The organism is Geodermatophilus obscurus, assembly GCF_900143215.1.
In the GTDB taxonomy this organism is placed as follows: Bacteria; Actinomycetota; Actinomycetes; order Mycobacteriales; family Geodermatophilaceae; genus Geodermatophilus; species Geodermatophilus obscurus_A.
In genome coordinates, this window is the sequence record NZ_FRDM01000054.1 from 1 (window position 1) to 20,515 (window position 20,515).

Annotated in this window: 16 protein-coding genes and 2 tRNA genes; 14 read left to right on the forward strand and 4 right to left on the reverse strand. The window is 73.0% G+C overall.

The features are described 5' to 3' along the window. From yidD to rpmH, 3 genes are all read right to left on the reverse strand, one after another. Positions 1-199: membrane protein insertion efficiency factor YidD (gene yidD, locus BUB17_RS28075; RefSeq protein ID WP_244277446.1), on the reverse strand; the 199-nt coding region annotated here is incomplete at its 3' end. Then, the gene (gene rnpA / locus BUB17_RS23320) at positions 196-579 is read right to left on the reverse strand and encodes a ribonuclease P protein component (RefSeq protein WP_072921043.1); all 384 of its coding nucleotides are present in this window, start codon (positions 577-579) and stop codon (positions 196-198) included. The genes rnpA and yidD, both read right to left, overlap by 4 nt. A gap of 1 nt (position 580) precedes the next feature. After that, on the reverse strand, positions 581-718 hold the full coding sequence (rpmH, locus tag BUB17_RS23325; RefSeq protein ID WP_072921044.1) for a 50S ribosomal protein L34: 138 nt from the start codon (positions 716-718) through the stop codon (positions 581-583). Between the two features lie 592 nt (positions 719-1,310). Between rpmH and dnaA the strand changes: the two genes are divergently transcribed. From dnaA to BUB17_RS23360, 7 genes are all read left to right on the forward strand, one after another. Continuing rightward, on the forward strand, positions 1,311-3,065 hold the full coding sequence (gene dnaA / locus BUB17_RS23330) for a chromosomal replication initiator protein DnaA (RefSeq protein ID WP_072921045.1): 1,755 nt from the start codon (positions 1,311-1,313) through the stop codon (positions 3,063-3,065). 740 nt (positions 3,066-3,805) lie between these two features. Then, positions 3,806-4,966, forward strand: coding sequence for a DNA polymerase III subunit beta (gene dnaN, locus BUB17_RS23335; RefSeq protein WP_072921056.1), 1,161 nt, complete (start codon positions 3,806-3,808; stop codon positions 4,964-4,966). A gap of 68 nt (positions 4,967-5,034) precedes the next feature. Further along, positions 5,035-6,000: a phosphogluconate dehydrogenase (NAD(+)-dependent, decarboxylating) gene (gene gnd, locus BUB17_RS23340; RefSeq protein ID WP_072921046.1), complete on the forward strand. Its 966-nt coding sequence runs from the start codon at positions 5,035-5,037 to the stop codon at positions 5,998-6,000. Positions 6,001-6,114: 114 nt separating this feature from the next. Further along, on the forward strand, positions 6,115-7,332 hold the full coding sequence (recF, locus tag BUB17_RS23345) for a DNA replication/repair protein RecF (protein WP_072921047.1): 1,218 nt from the start codon (positions 6,115-6,117) through the stop codon (positions 7,330-7,332). Then, positions 7,329-7,829: a DciA family protein gene (locus BUB17_RS23350; protein WP_072921048.1), complete on the forward strand. Its 501-nt coding sequence runs from the start codon at positions 7,329-7,331 to the stop codon at positions 7,827-7,829. Before recF ends, BUB17_RS23350 begins: the two co-directional genes overlap by 4 nt. Positions 7,830-7,887: 58 nt before the next feature. Then, the gene (locus BUB17_RS23355; RefSeq protein WP_072921049.1) at positions 7,888-8,829 is read left to right on the forward strand and encodes a hypothetical protein; all 942 of its coding nucleotides are present in this window, start codon (positions 7,888-7,890) and stop codon (positions 8,827-8,829) included. A gap of 22 nt (positions 8,830-8,851) precedes the next feature. Next, entirely contained in the window at positions 8,852-10,618 is a 1,767-nt protein-coding gene (locus BUB17_RS23360) for an ABC transporter ATP-binding protein (RefSeq protein WP_072921050.1), read from the forward strand. A gap of 104 nt (positions 10,619-10,722) precedes the next feature. On the opposite strand, the gene BUB17_RS23365 is transcribed toward BUB17_RS23360, so the two are convergent. After that, positions 10,723-12,270 carry an SDR family oxidoreductase gene (locus BUB17_RS23365; protein WP_072921051.1) on the reverse strand — a complete coding sequence of 516 codons (1,548 nt, stop codon included), beginning with the start codon at positions 12,268-12,270 and terminating at the stop codon, positions 10,723-10,725. Between the two features lie 134 nt (positions 12,271-12,404). On the opposite strand from BUB17_RS23365, the gene BUB17_RS23370 reads away from it, so the two are divergent. The 7 genes from BUB17_RS23370 (at position 12,405) to BUB17_RS23395 (ending at position 20,362) form a co-directional block, all read left to right on the forward strand. Then, positions 12,405-13,820: an APC family permease gene (locus tag BUB17_RS23370; RefSeq protein WP_072921052.1), complete on the forward strand. Its 1,416-nt coding sequence runs from the start codon at positions 12,405-12,407 to the stop codon at positions 13,818-13,820. Between the two features lie 370 nt (positions 13,821-14,190). Further along, on the forward strand, positions 14,191-16,236 hold the full coding sequence (gene gyrB / locus BUB17_RS23375; RefSeq protein ID WP_072921053.1) for a DNA topoisomerase (ATP-hydrolyzing) subunit B: 2,046 nt from the start codon (positions 14,191-14,193) through the stop codon (positions 16,234-16,236). A gap of 101 nt (positions 16,237-16,337) precedes the next feature. Further along, positions 16,338-18,806 carry a DNA gyrase subunit A gene (gene gyrA, locus BUB17_RS23380; RefSeq protein ID WP_072921054.1) on the forward strand — a complete coding sequence of 823 codons (2,469 nt, stop codon included), beginning with the start codon at positions 16,338-16,340 and terminating at the stop codon, positions 18,804-18,806. Positions 18,807-18,974: 168 nt separating this feature from the next. Beyond that, entirely contained in the window at positions 18,975-19,712 is a 738-nt protein-coding gene (locus BUB17_RS23385) for a DUF3566 domain-containing protein (RefSeq protein ID WP_072921055.1), read from the forward strand. A 236-nt stretch (positions 19,713-19,948) separates the two neighbouring features. Further along, positions 19,949-20,022 (forward strand) — tRNA-Ile (locus tag BUB17_RS23390). Positions 20,023-20,116: 94 nt separating this feature from the next. Continuing rightward, positions 20,117-20,260 (forward strand): DLW-39 family protein, encoded by a 144-nt coding sequence (locus tag BUB17_RS27175; protein ID WP_175561470.1) that lies wholly within the window; start codon positions 20,117-20,119, stop codon positions 20,258-20,260. A gap of 29 nt (positions 20,261-20,289) precedes the next feature. After that, positions 20,290-20,362, forward strand: a tRNA-Ala gene (locus BUB17_RS23395). Positions 20,363-20,515: the final 153 nt, after the last annotated feature.

Here is a 20,515-nt window from a genome sequence, read left to right on the forward strand (position 1 = left end):
CCCGCCCCGCGCCGTGGACGGCGACCGCCTCGGCGGCGTAGGCGCTGCAGGTGGGCTGGAAGCGGCACCGTGGCGGGAGCGCCGGGCTGATCGCCCGTTGGTAGAAGCCGACGACGGCCAGCAGCGCCCGGGCCACCGGACGTCGGCCGTGCTCGGCGGCCGGCCGGCCGGGGACCTCGGTGCCCGGGTCGGCGCTCACGGGGTCCGGACCCGGGGCTTCAGCACGCGATCGAGCCCAGCGGTCAGATCGCGGGCCAGCTCCGCCGAGGTGGCGCTGGCCGCCTCCGGCCGGGCGCGGACCACCAGGTCCGCGGTGGCGGGCAGCCGGTCGAGCTGGTCGAGCACGACCGCGCGCAGCCGCCGGGTGACGCGGTGGCGCACCACGGAGTTGCCCACGGTCCTGCCCACCACGAAGCCGGCCCGTGGACCACCGACCGTCCCGGCGTCGCCGGGGGTCGGGGTCACGGGCCGTTCGGGGAGGTAGTGGAGCACCATGGTCGGCCGTCCGGCACGCCTGCCGGACCGGACGACCGCGGTGAAATCCGGACGCCGGCGCAGGCGTGCCTGCGCGGGCAGCACCTCAGGCGGAGAGCTTCTCGCGGCCCTTGCGCCGACGGCCGGTGATGATCGCCCGGCCCGCGCGGGTGCGCATCCGCAGCCGGAAACCGTGGGTCTTGGACCGGCGGCGGTTGTTCGGCTGGAACGTGCGCTTGCTCACGAGGTACTCCTACGACACGACATCGACGGGGTGCGCCCGCCGGGAGGCGAGCGCACGCGACAGGGACGGGCACACGGCGGGAGCCGGTTCCCCGTCCACAGATCTCGGTCCAGCATAACCGAGGGAGCGCGGGGACCGGCGGCCCGGCCGGACGCCGACTCCCCAGGGTCTCCCCTCCGCACGCGCGCGCGACGGTGCCGCGCCGTTCCGCCGGGGCGACACGCCACGCGGCGCGCCGGAAACCCGCTCCGGGCTCGTTGCCGGGCTGTGGACGGGGCTGTTAGCGTCGCCGTCGCTCCACACCGGACACCGATGTCCGGCACAGGAGCCGCCCCAGTGGTGTCGACCGACCACCACACCTCCGGACAACCGCGACGACTCGCCCCTGACCAGCGGTGATGCCTCCGCCCGGCTCGCACGTACCGGCGCCGGTGCGCATGCGTCGTCGATCGTGCACAGCCTGTGGACACCGGTGTGGACGCCGTGTGTCCGGATGTCCACATTGGGGAATCGGCCGGGGGACGACGGAACCCGGCAGCGGGCGGCCGCGGCGGGGGCCGACGACACACGGACATCCGGGAGGACGAGGGCCATGGCCGATGCCACGGTGGACCTGGCGACGGTCTGGGACCAGATCCGCGAGCGGCTGGCGACGAGCCTGTCCCCGCAGCAGAACGCGATGCTGAACCTCACCCGCCCGGTCGGGGTCTTCGAGGACACCGCGGTGCTGTCGGCGCCCAACGAGTTCACCCAGACCGTGCTCGAGTCCCGGATGCGCCGGGTGCTGGCCGAAGCGCTGTCCGAGCACCTGGGGCGCGACATCCGCGTCGCCGTCCAGGTCGAGGACAACCCGGCCGAGCCGCCCGCCGCTCCCGCGCCGGAGGTGCCGACCCGCCGTCCCTGGTCGGTGGTCGAGGCGCAGCGTGCCCAGGAGGACCGGGAGACCCGCGACCGCACCGACGACGGGCGCAGCGCGTTCGGCGTGCGCGCCGACGTCCGGCCCGCCTGGGAGGACGACGACGCCGCCACGCCCGACGCACGCCCCGCCGAGCGGGACGCCGAGGAGTGGGCGCCCACCGACTGGAGCCCGCCGGCCCGGCGCCCGGCCGGCCGCGGCACCCGTGCGGCCGACCGGGACTGGGGCGGCACCGACCTGGACGAGGACGGCGTGGCGGTGCTGCCGTTCGACCTGGACGCCGGGGACGCCCCCGAGCCGCCTGCGCCGCCGTCCCGCGGCCGCCGCGGCGGGTCGCGCGGTGGCGGGGACGCCGTCCCCCTGTTCGGCGACCGCCGGGCCCCGGCCGGCGCGCAGGACCCGGGGTTGAACCCCAAGTACGTCTTCGACAGCTTCGTCATCGGCAACAGCAACCGGTTCGCCCATGCCGCGGCGGTCGCCGTGGCGGAGGCGCCGGCCCGCGCCTACAACCCGCTGTTCATCTACGGCGACTCGGGGCTGGGCAAGACCCACCTGCTGCACGCCATCGGGCACTACGCGGCGCGGATGTTCCCCAACGTCCGGGTGCGCTACGTGAGCACCGAGGAGTTCACCAACGAGTTCATCAACCTGGTGCACTCCGGCCGGGCCGAGGACTTCCGCCGCCGCTACCGGGACATCGACTTCCTGCTCATCGACGACATCCAGTTCCTGGAGCGCGCCGAGCGGACGCAGGAGGAGTTCTTCCACACCTTCAACACGCTGCACAACGCCAGCAAGCAGATCGTCATCACCTCCGACCGGGCGCCGAAGAAGCTGACGACGCTGGAGGACCGGCTGCGCACGCGGTTCGAGTGGGGCCTGATCACCGACGTCCAGGCGCCGGACCTGGAGACCCGCATCGCGATCCTGCGCAAGAAGGCCTACGGCGAGCGGCTGCAGGTGCCCGATCCGGTGCTGGAGTTCATCGCCAGCAAGGTGCAGACCAACATCCGCGAGCTCGAGGGCGCGCTGATCCGGGTCACCGCGTTCGCGTCGCTGAACAAGCAGCAGGTCGACCTGCCGCTGGCCGAGCTGGTGCTCAAGGACCTGATCAGCGACGAGCAGGGCCCGCAGATCACCGCGGCGATCATCATGGCGGCCACCGCCGAGTACTTCTCCGTGACGATGGAGGAGCTGCAGGGCGCCAACCGCAGCCGCACGCTGGTCAACGCCCGGCAGATCGCCATGTACCTGTGCCGGGAGCTCACCGAGCTGTCGCTGCCGCGGATCGGAGCCTCCTTCGGCGGCAAGGACCACACCACGGTCATGCACGCGGTCAAGAAGATCACCAACCTGATGAGCGAGCGGCGGGCCACGTACACGCAGGTCACCGAGCTCACCGCGAGGATCAAGAGCCGCGCCCGGTCCTGATCCCCCTCGCGGCGGTCCCCCGCGGGGACGGCCGTCGGGGATCCGGCGCAGCAACCCTCGGTCGTCCACCGCGGTGTCCCCGTCGAGCCGTTCCTGTCCACAGTCCTGTGGGTCGTCGAGCGGTCGTCGTCCACGCGCCCGGCGCGCTGTGCAGGTCACTCGCCCCGGTGACCACGGTCGACAGGTCGACGAGTTGTCCCCAGCGATGTGCACAGGTTGGGGAGATCTTTCCTCGTCCGCTCACACGTCGTCACGACCGGCCCGGCGTGCCCACATCCTCACCCACCCCTGGGGATGGCGCTCGACATCGTGCTGAGCTGCGGGTTCGCCGCATCGGCGCTGGTCGGACGCCGGCCGTCGGGGCACCGCGGCCCCGCACCTGGGTACGGACTGGGGACGGACCCTGGGGGAACCGGGGGACAGGTCGTGGAGAGACGGCCACCGGTGTGCGCAACCGTCGAGATGTCCACGTGTCGACACAGGAATGCGCACGTCCACCCACAATCGGCCAACATGTCGACTCGGGCGGTGACCTGCACGGACGGCCCCGATCCCCAAGTTCCACACCGGTGATGACGAAGATGAGGGATAGAGATCGGGTTCTCTCGAACCACACTCAGGGTGGGGAGCTGCGCTGCGAGGAACCGGATCGAGGGCAGCGGTTACCCCGATGTCTCCCCCAGAGGGCACGATGAGCACCGCACTGGAGGACACCGACGACGGCTGGGGTGGATCAGGTCATGAAGTTCCGGGTGGCACGAGAGGTGCTCGCCGATGCCGTCGCCTGGACGGCACGCAGCCTGCCGCCACGGCCGTCGGTGCCGGTCCTGGCCGGGATCCTGCTCGAGGTCGACGGCAGCCAGCTGTCGGTGTCCGGTTTCGACTACGAGGTCTCCGCGCGCGCCGAGGTCGACGTGCAGGCCACCGAGAGCGGCCGGGTGCTCGTGCCGGGCCGGTTGCTCGCCGAGATCACCCGCGCGCTGCCGCCCCACCCGGTGGACCTCACCGCCGAGGGGCCGCGGCTGTCGATCTCCTGCGGCAACGCGCGCTTCAGCCTGCCGACGCTGCCGGTCGAGGACTACCCGTCCCTGCCGGCCATGCCGTCGTCGGCGGGCGTCGTCGACAGCGACGTCTTCGCCGAGGCCGTCGGCCAGGTGGCCGTGGCCGCCGGGCGCGACGACACCCTGCCGATGCTCACCGGCGTCCGACTGGAGATCGAGGACGACCTGGTGACCCTGGCCGCGACCGACCGCTACCGGCTCGCCGTCCGCGAGTTCGCCTGGCGGCCGGACACCCCTGGCGTCACCGCCGCGGTGCTCGTGCCGGCCCGCACGCTCGCCGACGCGGCGAAGACGCTGACCAGCGGCCCGGAGATCACCCTGTCGCTGTCCTCGGGCAGCTCCGGGGAGGGCATCCTGGGGCTCTCCGGCAAGGACCGGCAGACCACCACCCGGCTGCTGGACGCCGAGTTCGTCAAGTACCGGGCGATCATGCCCAACGAGTCGGCGAGCAACGCCACGCTGCCGGTCGGCCTGTTCACCGACGCCGCCAAGCGCGTCGCGCTGGTCGCCGAGCGCGGCACGCCACTGCGCTGCGAGTTCACCCCCGGCCAGGTCACCCTGCGCGCCGGCGGCACCGACGACGAGGGCCAGGCCGAGGAGCGCTGCGACGTCGAGTTCGAGGGCGAGCCGCTGACCATCGGCTTCAACCCGACGTTCCTGCTCGACGGTCTCGCCGCGGTGCACACCCCGCGCGCGCGGATGGACTTCACCAGCCCGCTCAAGCCCGCCGTCCTCTCCGGGGTGCCGGAACCGGCAACCGACGACGAGGCGGCGTCCCGCCCGGCCGAACGGCCGGGCAGCTACCGGTACCTGATCATGCCGGTGCGGCTGCCGGGGTGATCGAAGGACCACCTCTCCCCCCACGCCTCGCACGCGCAGGCGGAGGGCGCCTGAGAGGTGGTCACACTGTGAGGACGACCCGCGAGGAGAGGACGGAAAGCGTGCAGCTGGGGCTGATCGGGCTGGGCAAGATGGGCGGCAACATGGCCGAGCGGGTGCGCCGCGCGGGCCACGAGGTCGTCGGGTACGACCACAGCCCGGGGAAGCGGGACGTCGACAGCCTCGAGGACCTGGTCGGCGCGCTGAGCGCACCGCGGGTCGTGTGGGTCATGGTCCCGGCCGGTGAGCCGACCCGCGCCACGGTCAAGGAGCTGGCCGAGCTGCTGAGCCCGGGCGACGTGATCGTCGACGGCGGCAACTCCAAGTACACCGACGACCAGGTCCACGACGTGATGTGCCGCGAGAAGGGCATCGGCTACGTCGATGCCGGCGTCTCCGGCGGGGTGTGGGGCCTGGAGAACGGCTACGCGCTGATGGTCGGCGGCACCGAGGAGGACGTCGCCAAGGTGCAGCCGGTGTTCGACGCGCTCAAGCCGCCGTCGCCGAAGGACGAGTCCGGTCAGGAGCTGCCGGGCGCGGGCTTCGTGCACGCCGGGCCGGTCGGCGCCGGGCACTTCTCCAAGATGGTCCACAACGGCATCGAGTACGCGATGATGCAGGCCTACGGCGAGGGCTACGAACTGCTCGCCGCCGTCGACCTGATCGAGGACGTCCCCGGCGTCGTGAAGTCCTGGACCCAGGGCACCGTCATCCGCTCCTGGCTGCTGGACCTGCTGGTGCGCGCGCTCGAGGAGGACCCGGCGCTGGAGAAGATCAGCGGCTACGCGGAGGACTCCGGCGAGGGCCGGTGGACCGTCGAGCAGGCCATCGAGAACGCCGTCCCCATGCCGGCCATCGCCGCCTCGCTGTTCGCGCGCTTCTCCTCCCGGCAGGAGGACTCCCCGACCATGAAGGCCGTCGCGGCGCTGCGCCAGCAGTTCGGCGGCCACGCGGTGCAGGCCGTCCGGGAGCAGGAGGCCGAGCGCCCCGCATGAACAAGGACCCCCTTGCCCCCCACCACTCGCAGGCTCGTGGCGGGGCTCTGCAAGGGGGCCGTTCCACCCGGTCACCGTGGGGCCGTGCCACCACCTCACCGCGGGGATGCTGAGGTGTACCTGCGCCACCTGCAGCTCGGCTCGTTCCGCAACTGGGACCGGGTCGACCTGGCCCTGTCCCCGGGGCCGACGGTCTTCGTCGGCCGGAACGGCGAGGGCAAGACCAACCTGGTCGAGGCGGTCGGCTACCTGGCCACGATGGGCAGCCACCGGGTCGCCGGCGACGCCCCGCTGGTCCGGCAGGGCGCGTCCCAGGCGGTGGTCCGGGCGGCGCTGCGCCGCGAGGACCGCGAGCTGCTCGTCGAGATCGAGATCAACCCGGGGCGGGCCAACCGGGTGCGGGTCAACCGCGCGCCGCTGCCGCGGCCCCGCGAGCTGCTCGGGCTGGTGAAGTCCGTGCTGTTCGCACCGGAGGACCTGGTGCTGGTCCGCGGCGACCCGGCCGAGCGACGGCGGTTCCTCGACGACCTGCTGGTCAGCCGCACCCCGCGGCTGGCCGGCGTGCGCAGCGACTACGACCGGGTGCTCAGGCAGCGCAATGCCCTGCTCAAGAGCGGTAGGGCCCTCCTCAAGACCGCCCGGATGGCTCGCGGCGACGCGCTGGCCACGCTCGACGTCTGGGACGGGCACCTGGTCGACCTCGGTGCGCAGCTGCTCGCCGCCCGGCTGCGGCTGGTCGCCGACCTGGCCCCGCACGTCACCCGCGCCTACGCCGGGGTGGCCGGCGCGGACGCCGCCGTCGCCGCGCTCGGCTACGCCAGCACCGTGCCGCTGGCCGGCGACGGGACGCCGGTCCCGGAGGGGACGCCCCTGCCGGACGCCGCGGAGCTCGCCGCGGCGCTGCGGGAGCGGGTGGCCGAGCGCCGCGGCGACGAGGTCGACCGCGGCATGACGCTGGTGGGCCCGCACCGCGACGACCTGGTGATCTCGCTGGGGTCGATGCCGGCGAAGGGCTTCGCCAGCCACGGGGAGTCCTGGTCGCTGGCCCTGGCGCTGAAGCTGGGCTGCTTCGCGCTGCTGCGGGCCGACGGGGACGAGCCGATCCTCGTGCTGGACGACGTCTTCGCCACCCTGGACGCCGACCGCCGCGCGGCCCTGGCGACCGTGGCCCGCTCCGCGGAGCAGGCGCTGGTCACCGCGGCCGTGCTCGACGACGTCCCGGCGGAGCTGCGCCGCACGGTGGTGCAGGTCGCCGGCGGGCAGGCGGTACCACTCGAGGGGAACTCCGCCGAGGATGCCGAGGACGGCGCGCTGCGGGAGGAGGTCAGGTGAGCGAGGAACGCCCCGGCCGGCCCAGCGACATCGCCCGCGCGGCGCTGGAGGCCGCCCGCGCGGCCTCGGCGTCCCGGCCGCGCCCCACCCGGCGGCGGATCGCCGGGCCGAAGCGCACCTGGAGCGGCCCGCGGCCCGGGGACGACGATCCGCAGCCGCTGGCCCGGCTGGTCGACAACCTGGTCAAGACCCAGGACTGGACCGAGCACACCAAGGTCGGCGCCGTCTTCGGCCGCTGGTCGGCTCTGGTCGGCCCGGAGATCGCGGCGCACTGCACGCCGCAGACCCTCACCGAGGGCGAGCTGCTGGTCGTGGCGGAGTCCACCGCGTGGGCCACCCAGCTGCGGCTGCTGGCGCCGACGATCCTCGCGAAGCTGGCCGCGACGGTGGGTGGGGACGTCGTGAGCCGGCTGCGCGTTGTCGGTCCGACGGCCCCGAGCTGGAAGAAGGGCCCCCGCTCGGTCCGCGGACGCGGGCCGCGGGACACGTACGGATAGGAGTGCCCGCCGGGCGCGGGCGCTCCGGGAGGACGACGCAGATGGAGACGAGGCAGCGATGAGCAGCCCGCGCGACCGCGACGGTTTCGAGCAGCGCCCCGACGAGGGCAGCGGCTGGCGCGAGCCCGGCCACCTCGGCGGGGACGGCGACCGGTCCGGGGCGGAGCAGCCACCGGTGGAGCAGCCACCCGCCGAGCAGCCGTCCGGCGAGCAGTCGTCGTCCGGCGACCGGCCGGCCCAGGGCGACACGGGCGGCAGCACCACCTGGCAGCCGCCGGGCTGGGACCTGCCCCCCGCCGAGCCCGACCGCCCGGCGCAGTCCCCGGCCGCCGGCCCGCAGACGGTGGGCGAGCAGCCCCCCGGCGGCGGTCTGTTCGGCAGCCGGCGGCCCCGGCAGCCCGGTGAGCTCGAGCAGGTCTTCGCCTACCGGGGCGATGCCGTCGGCGCGCAGGGCTGGGCGGTCCAGCAGGGCTGGGCCATCTCCGACGGCACCGCCCCGGAGGACGCCGTCCTCGCCGAGCTGGTGCGCACCTCCCCGGTCCGCGCCACCAAGGACCACCGTCCGGCCGGCGTGATGCGCGGCCGCTACGGCACGCTCGACCTGGTCGCCTTCGACGTCCTCTACGCCTCCGGGCGCTACGCGGTGCCGGAGTACGCCGTCACCGCGGCCCCGGTGCTCGGCACGCTGCCGCCGCTGCGCCTGTCCCCGGCCCGCTTCTGGAAGCACCGCACCGGCGGGCTGGTCCAGGTCCCCAGCGGCGACCCCGCCTTCGACACCCGCTGGGTGCTGCTCGCCGCCGAGGACGGCCCCGCCGCCCGCGCGCTGGTCGGCGATGCCGCGGTGCGCGGGCTGCTGCTGGGCACCGACGACGGCGACGAGTTCTGGACGGCGGCAGGTCATCTGGCCGCGATCCGGCCGGACGGGCACCGCCCGCAGCTGATCGAGCACCACGCCCGGCTGCTGACCGCGATCGTCGGCGCCCTCGCCCCCGCCCTCTGAGCCCGCGCCGTCCGGAGCCGAGGTGAGCACTTCCGCGGAGACCGCGGCTCGGGCGACCCTGCGGCAGCTGTGGCCCCTGGTCCGGCCGCACCGCCGACCGCTGGCCGCAGCCGCCGTCCTCTCGCTGGTCGCAGCGGCCGGCGCGCTGGCCCAGCCGGCGCTCGTCGCCCGGGTCATCGAGGCCGTCGGGGCCGGCCGGTCGCTGCTGCCCGTGGTCGGCCTGCTCGTCGTCGTCCTGCTGGCGTCCTCGGCGCTGGGTGCGGTGCAGGAGTACCTGCTGCAGCGCACCGCCGAGGGCGTCGTGCTCTCCACCCGGCGGACGCTGGCCGACCGGCTGCTCCGGCTCCCGGTCGCCGAGTACGACCGGCGGCGCACCGGCGACCTGATGTCGCGGGTCGGTGCGGACACCACCCTGCTGCGGGCCACCGTGACCTCCGGGGTCGTCGAGGTGGCCGGGTCGGCGGTGGTCGCGGTGGGCGCGATCGTGGCGATGGCGCTGGTCGACGGGTGGCTGCTGCTGGTCACCGTGGGCTCGGTCGCCGTCGGCCTCACGGTGGTCGTGTCGGTCTCCCGGGGCGTGCAGCGGCTCTCCCGGCAGGCCCAGGAGGAGGTCGGCGCGATGACCGCCGCGGTGGAGCGGGCGCTGTCGGCCGTGCGCACCATCCGGGCCAGCGGCGCGACGGCGCGGGAGGTGGACGTCGTCGCGGCCAGCGCCGGCCGGGCGTACGAGGCCGGCGTGCGGGTGGCCCGGCTGCAGGCGCTGGTCAGCCCGGCGGGGTCGGTCGCCGTCCAGGGGGCCTTCCTGGCCGTCCTGGGGCTCGGCGGCTACCGGGTGGCCACCGGCTCGATCGCCGTCGCCGACCTGGTCGCGTTCATCCTCTACCTGTTCCTGCTGGTCATGCCGCTGGGCCAGGCGATCGGGGCGTGGACCCAGCTGCAGAGCGGGCTGGGTGCGCTGGCGCGGGTGCAGGAGGTGCTCGCGCTCGAGCCGGAGGACGACGCGAGGCCCGAGCGGGGTGGAGCGGTCCTCGCCGTCCCGCCGTCACCGCCGTCCGCCGACGTCCCGCTGCTGGAGCTGGACGACGTCTCGTTCCGCTACCCGGACGGCACCGACGTGCTGCGCGGGGTCTCGCTGAGCGTGCCGGCCGGGAACCGGGTGGCGCTGGTCGGGCCGTCGGGAGCGGGCAAGTCCACCGTGCTGGCGCTGGTCGAGGGCTTCTACCCGCTGACCGGCGGGGCGGTGCGGTGGGCCGGCACCGACGTCCGGGACCTGCCGCGGGCCGGCCTGCGCGCCCGGCTGGGCTACGTCGAGCAGGAGGCGCCGGTGCTCGCCGGGTCGGTGCGCGACAACCTGCTGCTGGCCGCGCCGCACGCCACCGACCCGGAGCTGTGGGCGGTGCTGGCCGACGTCGGGCTGACCGACGTGGTGCAGCGCTCGCCGCGCGGTCTCGACGTCCCGGTGGGGGACGACGGCGTGCTGCTGTCCGGCGGCGAGCGTCAGCGGCTGGCGATCGCCCGGTCCCTGCTGGCCCGCCCGGCGCTGCTGCTGCTCGACGAGCCGACCGCCAGCCTCGACGCCCGCAACGAGGCGCTGCTGCGCGAGACCCTGGCCGCCGCGGCCGCCGACCGGGCGCTGCTGGTGGTGGCGCACCGGCTGTCCACCGTGCTCGACAGCGACCGGATCGTGGTGCTGGACGCCGGCCGGGTCGTCGCCGCCGGCACCCACGACGAGCTGGTGGAGACCAGCCCCCTCTACCGTGAGCTCGCCGCCGCCCAGCTGCTCGTCTGACGCCCGGCGATCAGCTGAGCTGATCCCACCGGGTCCTGGCTCACCACCGGTGGTGAGCCAGGACCGGGGACGGCGAGCTCAGCTGATCACCGAGGGGGCGGCTCTCATGCCACACGCGTCCGGCGCTCGCCCGCGGCGGCGGCCGTCCCCTCTTCCGCGGCGCGGCAGATGTTGCGCACCATCCCGCCGAAGATCGGGCCGTGGAAGGGCACCAGCACCCGCCAGTACAGGTGGCCGAAGAGGCCGCTCGGCTTGAACGTCGCCTTCTGCCGCAGCCGGGCGCGGGCGGGTGGGACCAGGGCATCGTCCTGTTCCACGTGGAACTCCAACCAGGCCAGCCCCGGCAGCCGCATCTCGGCGCGCAACCGCAGCAGCCGGCCCTCCTCCAGCTCCTCGACCCGCCAGAAGTCGAGGGCGTCACCGACGTAGAGGTCCGACGGCGACCGTCGTCCCCGGCGCAGCCCCACGCCGCCGACCGCGCGGTCCAGCCAGCCACGCGCCTCCCAGGCCAGCGGGAACGAGTACCAGCCGGTCTCCCCGCCGATCCCCTCGACCACCCGCCACAGCGCCTCCGGTGACGCGGGGGTCTCCCGGGTCTTCTCGTCGAGGTAGAGGGTGCCGCCGGCCCAGTCGGGGTCGGTGGGCAGCGGGTCCGACGGCGCACCGGGCGTGGACGCCGACGACCAGCGGGTGGCCACCGTGGCGTCCCTGACCCGCTGGATCGCCATCCGCACCGCCTCGTCGAAACCGAGCAGCCCCTCCGGCGGGTCGGGGACGAACTCGGCGATGTCGTGCTCGGTGCAGACGACGGTGTTGCGCAGCGACTCCACCAGCGGGCGCGCGATGGACGCCGGCACGGGTGTGATCAGGCCCACCCAGTGGCTGGACAGCCCCGGGCTCAGCACCGGGACCGGGAGGATCTGCCGCCTGGACAGCCCGGCCACCGCGGCGAAGCGCTGCATCATCTCGAGGTAGGTCAGCACGTCGGGGCCGCCGATGTCGAACCTCCGGTGCACCTCGCGCGGCAGCGTCGCGCAGCCGACCAGGTAGCGCAGCACGTCGCGGATGGCGATCGGCTGGATGCGGCTGTGCACCCAGCGCGGCGTGACCATGACCGGCAGCCGCTCGGTCAGGTAGCGCAGCATCTCGAAGGACGCCGACCCGGAGCCCAGCACCACCGCGGCCCGCAGGACGGCGGTCGGGACCCCGGAGGCGAGCAGGACCTCGGCGACCTCGGCGCGCGAGCGCAGGTGCGGGGAGAGCTCCTCGTCCAGCGGTTCCAGGCCGCCGAGGTAGACCAGCCGGCTCACGCCCGCCTCGCGTGCGGCGCGCGCCATCACCCGCGCCGTCCGCCGGTCGGTCTCCTCGAACTCCGTGCCGGTGCCCAGCGCGTGGATCAGGTAGTAGACGACATCAGCCCCGGCGCAGGCCGCCGCGACCGCCTCGGTGTCGCCGGCGTCGGCCCGGACGATCTCGACCTGCCCGGCCCAGGGGTGGTCGCGCAGCCGCTCGGGTGCGCGGGTCATCACCCGGACCCGGTGCCCGGCGGCGAGCAGCTCGGGGACGAGCCGCCCGCCGATGTAGCCGGTGGCCCCCGTGACGAGGCAGGTCTTCGCCGTCGGGGGGTGGATGGTGCCGTCGGTCTCGGCCATGCCCCGAGTGTCCGGCGGGATCGCCGCGCCCGCTCGGGTCGCGGGACACCGGGTCCACCCGCCACCATCGGCTGGGTCACCGCAAGCCCTCGACGATCGCGTCCACCGGCACCAGTCGAGCAGGGAGTCCCCCCATGGCCGACACCACCGAAGCAGCCGACCGCACGTCCGACGGCCAGCCGGCGCTCAAGCGGGTGATGGGGCCGGGCCTGCTGCTGCTGTTCATCGTCGGCGACATCCTGGGCACCGGCATCTACGCGCTGACCGGCCAGGTCGCGGCCCAGGTGGGCGGTGTGGTCTGGCTGCCGTTCCTCGTCGCCTTCCTCGTCGCGCTGGTCACCGCGTTCAGCTACCTGGAGCTGGTGACGAAGTACCCGCAGGCGGCCGGGGCGGCGCTCTACACGCACAAGGCCTTCGGCATCCACTTCGTCACGTTCCTGGTCGCGTTCGCGGTGATGAGCAGCGGCATCACCTCGGCGTCGACGGCGGCGCGGGCGTTCAGCGCCAACTTCGCCAGCGTGACCGGCCTGTCCGTCGGCGAGGGCGTGGGCATCACGCTGATCGGGCTGGGGTTCATGACGCTGGTCGCGCTGGTCAACCTGCGCGGGGTCGGCGAGAGCGTGAAGACCAACGTGCTGCTCACCTGTGTGGAGCTCACCGGCCTGCTCATCGTCATCGGGGTGGGCGTCTGGGCGCTGGGGCTGGGGGAGGGGGACTTCTCCCGGGTGACCGAGTTCGACACCGGCGAGCGCTCGGTCGTCGGCGGTGTCATCGCCGCCACCGGGCTGGCCTTCTTCGCGATGGTCGGCTTCGAGGACTCCGTCAACATGGCCGAGGAGTGCAAGGAGCCGCGGCGGATCTTCCCCAAGGTCCTGCTGACCGGGCTCTGCCTGACCGGGCTGATCTACGTCCTGGTGTCCATCTCGGCGATCGCGCTGGTCCCCGCCGACCGGCTCAGCCAGGGCGACACCCCGTTGCTGCAGGTGGTGGAGGCCGGCGCGCCGGGCTTCCCGATCGGCGTCTTCGGGGTCATCACGATGTTCGCCGTCGCCAACTCCGCCCTGATCAACATGCTCATGGCCAGCCGGCTGGTCTACGGGATGAGCCGCCAGCACGTGCTGCCCCCGCTGCTGGGCCGGGTGCACCCCCGGCGGCGCACGCCCACCACGGCGATCATCTTCACCACCGCGCTGGCCTTCGGCCTGATCACCATCGTCGGCGAGGTGCCGGCCCTCGGTGGCACGACGGCACTGCTCCTGCTGATCGTGTTCACCGTCGTCAACATCGCCGTCCTGGTGCTGCGCAAGGACACCGTCGACGGTGAGCACTTCCGCACCCCGACGTTCCTGCCCGTCATCGGTGTGGTGAGCTGCGCGTACCTCGCGACTCCGTGGGCCGGGCGGCCCACGGAGCAGTACCGGATCGCCGGCGTCCTGCTCGCGATCGGCGTCGTCCTCTGGGGCGTCACCGTGCTGATCAACCGGCGCACCGGTCCCGCCGTGCCGCCGCTGGACCCCGAGCGGTTCACCAAGGGAGGCCCGGTCAACTGAGGGAGGACCCCGTCCTCCCGGCCTCCCCGCAGGTCCCGCCGCCGGCCCCGTCCCGGGGCTCGCCCCGAGCTCGCGAGGGATGAGAGGACGGGGTCCTTCCCCGGTGCGGGCAGGGGGCCCCTCACCGGGGCCGTCCCGGGGGGTCGCGCAGCGCCCCGGGGACGGCGTGTCGCCCCCGGGGTCGACACCGGTGGTGGCAGACGTGCTGCGAGTGGCGCAGACACGACGTGAGGGCCGGGACGGCGGCATTCCTGTCGTACCACCCGGTATCGTGGAGAGCAGAAACCGCCAGCATCCGGCTGAGAGCCGTTCTGCGCCCCTGTCCGCGATCGGGGTGCCCGCCGCCGGGTGCGCGACAGAAGGGCCCCACGTGGTCGCTCGACCGAAGACCGACGCCCAGGCTGACGCCTACTCCGGCAGCTCCATCACCGTCCTCGAGGGTCTCGAGGCCGTCCGCAAGCGCCCTGGCATGTACATCGGCTCGACCGGTGAGCGGGGTCTGCACCACATGGTGTGGGAGGTCGTCGACAACTCCGTCGACGAGGCCCTCGCCGGTCACTGCGACACCGTGCGGGTCACCCTGCTCGCCGACGGCGGCGTCCGGGTGGAGGACAACGGCCGAGGCATCCCGGTCGACATGCACCCGGTGGAGAAGCGGCCGACCGTCGAGGTCGTCATGACCATCCTGCACGCGGGCGGCAAGTTCGACGGCAAGAGCTACGCCGTCTCCGGCGGCCTGCACGGCGTCGGCGTCACCGTCGTCAACGCGCTGTCCTCAGAGCTCGACGTCCGCATCTGGCGCGACGGCACCGAGTGGCACCAGCACTACACCGCCAGCGAGCCCGGCCCGCTGGAGAAGGTCGGCCCGACGACCAAGCGCGGCACCCAGATCACCTTCTGGGCCGACCCGGAGATCTTCGAGTCGACGACCTACTCGTTCGACACGATCAGCCGCCGGCTGCAGGAGATGGCGTTCCTCAACCAGGGCCTGCGGATCGTCCTGCGCGACGAGCGGCCCGGCCACAGCAAGGCCGAGACCGGCATGGCCGAGGAGGTCTCGCTCGCCGAGGAGGCCCCCGACCCGGAGGCCGAGGCGCCGGCCTTCGAGCCCACCGAGATCACGTACTTCTACGAGGGCGGCCTGCGGGACTACGTGGCCCACCTGAACCGGACCAAGACCGCGATCCACCGCTCGATCGTCGGGTTCTCCGCCGACGGCACCGGCAAGAACGACATGGCCATGTCCGTCGACGTGGCCATGCAGTGGTCGGAGGCCTACTCCGAGTCGGTGCACACCTTCGCCAACACCATCAACACCCACGAGGGCGGCACCCATGAGGAGGGCTTCCGCGCGGCGCTGACCTCGATCGTCAACCGTTACGCGGAGGACAAGAAGCTCTTCAAGAGCAAGGACGAGAAGCTCACGGGTGAGGACATCCGCGAGGGCCTGGCCGCGATCGTCTCGGTGAAGATCGGCGACCCGCAGTTCGAGGGTCAGACCAAGACCAAGCTCGGCAACACCGAGGTCAAGGGCTTCGTGCAGCGGGTCTGCAACGAGCAGATCGGGCACTGGTTCGAGGCCAACCCGGCCGAGGCCAAGCAGATCATCACCAAGGCGAGCTCGGCAGCGCGCGCCCGCCGCGCCGCGCAGCAGGCCCGCCAGCTGGCCCGCAAGAACCCGCTGAACTCGACCGGCCTGCCGGGCAAGCTGGCCGACTGCCGCTCGACCGACCCGCGCAACTCCGAGGTCTACATCGTCGAGGGCGACTCGGCCGGCGGTTCGGCGAAGTCCGGCCGCGACTCGATGTTCCAGGCGATCCTGCCGATCCGCGGGAAGATCATCAACGTCGAGAAGGCCCGCATCGACCGGGTGCTGAAGAACACCGAGGTCCAGTCGATGATCACGGCCTTCGGCACCGGCATCCACGACGAGTTCGACCTGTCGAAGCTGCGCTACCACAAGATCGTGCTGATGGCCGACGCCGACGTCGACGGCCAGCACATCCGCACCCTGCTGCTGACCCTGCTGTTCCGCTTCATGCGGCCGCTGGTCGAGGCCGGGCACGTCTACCTGGCCCAGCCGCCGCTGTACAAGATCAAGTGGGGCGGCAAGGTCGGTGACGAGTACGTCTACACCGACAAGGAGAAGGACGCCGTCCTCAAGGCGGCGGCCGCTGAGGGGCGCAAGCTGCCCAAGGACGACGCGATCCAGCGCTTCAAGGGTCTCGGCGAGATGAACGCGACCGAGCTGTGGGAGACCACGATGAACCCGGAGACCCGCATCCTGCTGCAGGTCACCCTCGAGGACGCCGCGACCGCCGACGAGCTGTTCAGCGTGCTCATGGGCGAGGACGTCGACGCCCGCCGCAGCTTCATCACCCGCAACGCCAAGGACGTCCGCTTCCTCGACGTGTAAGAGGACCCCGTGCCACCCCCCGGCCCCGTCCCGGGTCCCGCCCTGAGCTCGCGAAGGGTGGGGAGGACGGGGTCCTTTCTCGAACCGTGGAGAACTGAACCGTGACCGAGACCCCTGCCCGCGACCGCATCGAGCCGGTCGACCTCCAGCAGGAGATGCAGCGCAGCTACATCGACTACGCGATGTCGGTCATCGTCGGCCGCGCGCTGCCGGAGGTCCGCGACGGCCTCAAGCCGGTGCACCGCCGCGTGCTGTACGCCATGTACGACCAGGGCTTCCGCCCCGACCGGAGCTACGTCAAGTGCGCCCGCGTCGTCGGCGAGGTCATGGGTAACTACCACCCGCACGGCGACTCGGCGATCTACGACGCCCTCGTGCGGCTGGCCCAGCCGTGGTCGATGCGCTACCCGTTGATCGACGGCCAGGGCAACTTCGGCTCCCCGGGCAACGATCCGGCGGCGGCCATGCGCTACACCGAGGCCCGGCTGACGCCGCTGGCCATGGAGATGCTGGCCAACATCGACGAGGAGACCGTCGACTTCCAGCCCAACTACGACGGCAAGAACCAGGAACCGCTGGTCCTGCCGGGGCGCATCCCCAACCTGCTGGTCAACGGCTCGGCCGGCATCGCCGTCGGCATGGCCACCAACATGCCGCCGCACAACCTCCGCGAGGTCTCCGATGCGGTCTTCTGGATGCTCGACCACCCGGACGCCGAGCCGGAGGAGGCGCTCACCGCCTGCATGGAGCGGGTCAAGGGCCCGGACTTCCCCACCCACGGGCTGATCGTCGGCCGGGAGGGCATCGAGGAGGCCTACCGCACCGGCCGCGGCTCGGTGCGCATGCGGGCGGTGGTCACCGTCGAGGAGGACGCGAAGGGCCGCGTGCAGCTGGTCGTCACCGAGCTGCCGTACCAGGTCAACCCCGACAACCTGGCCGAGGCGATCGCCGAGGCCGTCCGCGACGGCCGGCTGCAGGGCATCAGCGAGATCGCCGACGAGTCCAGCGACCGCGTCGGCCGCCGGCTGGTCATCACGCTGCGCCGGGACGCCGTCGCCAAGGTCGTGCTGAACAACCTCTACAAGCACACCCAGCTGCAGACGACGTTCGGCTGCAACATGCTCTCGATCGTCGACGGCGTCCCCCGCACGCTGCGCCTCGACGAGCTCGTCCGCTACTACGTGCTGCACCAGATCGAGGTCATCCAGCGGCGGACCCGCTACCGGCTGCGCAAGGCCGAGGAGCGCGCACACATCCTGCGCGGTCTGGCCAAGGCGCTCGACCAGCTCGACGCGGTCATCGCCCTCATCCGGTCCAGCGCGTCCGCCGACGCGGCGCGCAGCGGCCTGATGGACCTGCTGGACATCGACGAGATCCAGGCGACCGCGATCCTGGACATGCAGCTGCGCCGGCTGGCCGCCCTCGAGCGGCAGCGGATCCTCGACGAGCTCGCCGAGCTCGAGGCCCGCATCGCCGACCTGCAGGCGATCCTCGACTCGCCCGAGCGGCAGCGGCAGATCATCCGCGACGAGCTCGCCGAGATCGTGGAGAAGTACGGCGACGACCGGCGCACGAAGTTCGTGGCCAACGACGGTGACGTGTCGATGGAGGACCTCATCGCCGAGGAGGAGGTCGTCGTCACCATCACCCGCACCGGGTACGCCAAGCGGACCAAGAGCGACCTCTACCGGTCGCAGCGCCGTGGCGGCAAGGGCGTCATGGGTGCGGCGCTGAAGCAGGACGACATCGTCGACCACTTCTTCGTGGGCTCCACCCACGACTGGATCCTCTTCTTCACCAACAAGGGCCGGGTCTACCGGGCCAAGGCCTACGAGCTGCCCGAGGCCAACCGCACCGCCCGCGGCGCCCACGTGGCCAACATCCTGGCCTTCCAGCCCGACGAGAAGATCGCCCAGGTCATGCAGATCAAGGACTACGGGGTCGCCCCGTACCTGGTCCTGGCCACGGCGAACGGGCAGGTGAAGAAGACCCGGCTGACCGACTTCGACTCCCCGCGCAGCGGCGGCGTCATCGCGATCAACCTGCGTGAGGGCGACGAACTGGTCGGCGCCGCGCTCATCGACCCGGATCAGGACCTGCTGCTGGTCACCCGCAAGGCGATGTCGATCCGGTTCCAGGCCGACGACGCGACCCTGCGGCCGATGGGCCGGGCCACCGAGGGCGTCCGCGGCATCGCGCTGTCCCCGGACGACTCGCTGCTGTCGATGATCGTGGTCGAGGAGGGTGTCGACGTCCTCGTCGCCACCGAGCGCGGCTTCGCCAAGCGGACCGGGATCGAGAACTACCCGGCCCAGGGGCGCGGCGGCAAGGGCGTGCTCACCGCCGACCCCAAGTCGCGCAAGGGCAACCTGGTCGGGGCGCTGTCGGTCCGGCTCGGCGACGAGCTCTACGCCATCACCTCCGGCGGCGGAGTCATCCGCACCCCGGTCAACGGCGTCCGGCACAACAAGGACCGCGCCACCATGGGCGTCAAGCTCATGAACTTGCCGGAAGACGTGTCGATCGTGGCGATCGCCCGTACGACGGACAACGACGAGCCTGCAGCCTAGGCTGAGGGCGATGACGGAGGGGCGGGGCGCCCGCACTCCCGGGTGCGGGTCCCCCCTCCTCCGTCACAGCCACCAGGGATCTGACCGGCGCCCGGGTGCTCCCGGCCGCGCGCCGGGTAGCCCGGGTGGGAGGCAGCGGCGAGGGCCGCTGGGGAACGGGAGACTCGCATGAGCGACCGGACACAGGGTTCGGTACGCACCGGGTCCCGGACCGGGGAGTCCGCCCCGGCCCAGGGGACGGCGACCGGTCAGCAGCCCGCCGCGGACGGCGCCCTCCCCGTGGGGGCCACCCAGTCCATCCCCGGGGCGAACACCGCCCGGACCCAGGCCCAGGCCACCGCCTCCTCCGACGGCAGTGCCCCGGCTGCCGACGGTCCGGCGTCCGGCACGCAGACCGCCGTCCCCCCGGTCACCGGCACCCGGCCTGCCGCTGGTGCTCAGCCGGCCACCGGTGCTCAGCCCGCTGCCGGTGCCCAGCCCGCTGCCGGTGCCCAGCCGGTCGGCGGTGCCGCGAAGGCCCCCTCCGGCAAGGCCGCCCGCGGCCCGCGCCGCGCCCGTCTGCAGCTGCGGCACATCGACACGTTCTCCGCGCTGAAGATCTCGCTGGTCCTGTCCATCGCGATGTTCTTCATCTGGATGGTCGCGGTCGGCGTCCTGTACGGCGTGCTGTCCGGCCTCGGCGTCTTCGAGACCCTCAACGACCTGTTCGGCCAGCTCGGCAGCGCCTCCGGCGGGGACGGCGGCAGCGAGGTCATCACCCCGGGCATCGTCTTCGGCGGCGCCGCGGTCATCGGGGCCATCAACATCGTGCTGATGACCGCGCTGTGCACCGTCGCGGCGTTCATCTACAACATGTGCTCCGACCTGGTCGGCGGCCTCGAGGTCACCCTCTCCGAGCGGGACTGACCCCGCCCCACCTCGTCGGCGGAGGACCCGCCGTGCCGGTGCCGACCACCGCTCGCCGGTGATCGGGCTCGTGCCCTGGTACGGGGAGAACGGGCTCTCAGGGCACCCGGGGAGCCTGGTGCCCGGCGTTCGCGGGGCACCCGGCTGGCACCGGTGGTGGTCACCTGGATCCCGGCGGGCGGGGTGACCCCCCTGCGGACGACGCGTCCGGGCCGGGTACGCTGATCGAGGTCCACGGGCCTGTAGCTCAGGCGGTTAGAGCGCATCCCTGATAAGGATGAGGCCGGAGGTTCAAGTCCTCCCAGGCCCACCCGTGTCCCGGCGCCACCGGCCCACCCCGCTCCCGGGGTCGGGCCTCCGGCCCCCTCCCGAGGAGGGGGACTCCCCTCGAGGAGGTACCCCGCGTGCTCAGGAAGCTGGTCTTCGCGGCCGCCGCCGCCGGCGCCCTCGCCGCCGTCCGCAGACGGTCGGGTGGCAAGGCCGAGGCCGATCTCTGGGCCGAGGCCACCCGCGGACCCCAGGCGGTCAGCACGCCCACGGCCCGCTGACCCGCCGGGAGGCCCCGCCTCCACCCCCGGGGGACGTAGCTCAATTGGCAGAGCACCGCCTTTGCAAGGCGGGGGTTAGGGGTTCGATTCCCCTCGTCTCCACTTCTTTGACCTGCGGATTCACCTCCGCGGGAGGCTCTGGCGAGCCCTCCGACGGGGTCTCACAGCGGTGGTCGGGTGAATTGATGGGTGGGTACGGCCCGGGCCATGCGGGCGTATTCGGTGGATCTTCGGGAGAAGCTGCTGGCGGCAGTG